Genomic DNA, 579 nt, shown 5'->3' with positions numbered 1-579 from the left:
GCACAGGTGCCCTCTTCCTTGGCAAGCAGGGTATCCTCTCTGGCCTGTCTGCCACTACCCACCCTGACTTTCTCACCACCTTCGAGAACATCTGCAGCGATGCTGCGACTGTGAACCTTCAAGAACGCACCGATGTGGTTGAGGACGCTCGTTACGTCGTCAACAACCTTCGATTCGATCTCGGCGAAGACGAGAGCCCATACATCCGCCGTAAGTCCGATGCTGGTCAGGGACGTCGCCCTTCGGCAGCCCGAAAGGGAAGCATGTCGTTTAAGGATTCCAATACCCTTCCTCAACCCCCTGGTCATTGGCGCCGCCGGCCACCGGGCCCCGCCGGCCACCGGGCGCCGCCCTGCTCGGAGGGGGCCGTGTGAGTGCGCTGCTGCGGCGGGACGGGCCCGTTGCCCGGGCCCTGCGCGGCCGCACCCTGCGCGAACGCGCCGGTGTCGAACGCCCCGGTGTCGAACCCCCCCACGCCCTGCGGGGAGCGCTGCGGACCACCCTGCGGGAGCTGCGGGCTGCGCGGGCCCTGCGGGCCCGGGCCGCCGCCACCGAAGCCGTCGAAGCTGTCACGCGGAC

2 protein-coding genes are annotated in these 579 nt (G+C 68.4%); one reads left to right on the top strand and one right to left on the bottom strand.

All coding sequences use genetic code 11. The features are described from left to right. The coding region (locus OFY01_RS21550; RefSeq protein ID WP_266602416.1) for a hypothetical protein at positions 1-308 on the bottom strand (308 nt) is incomplete at its 3' end. A gap of 62 nt (positions 309-370) precedes the next feature. On the opposite strand from OFY01_RS21550, the gene OFY01_RS21545 reads away from it, so the two are divergent. Further along, positions 371-579 (top strand): hypothetical protein (locus tag OFY01_RS21545; protein WP_266602414.1); only part of this gene is annotated, 209 nt, incomplete at its 3' end.

This window comes from Streptomyces beihaiensis (genome assembly GCF_026274175.1).
Taxonomy (GTDB): Bacteria; Actinomycetota; Actinomycetes; order Streptomycetales; family Streptomycetaceae; genus Streptomyces; species Streptomyces beihaiensis.
Note: the sequence above shows the minus strand (reverse complement) of the source record. Positions and strands in the feature narration are given on the sequence as shown.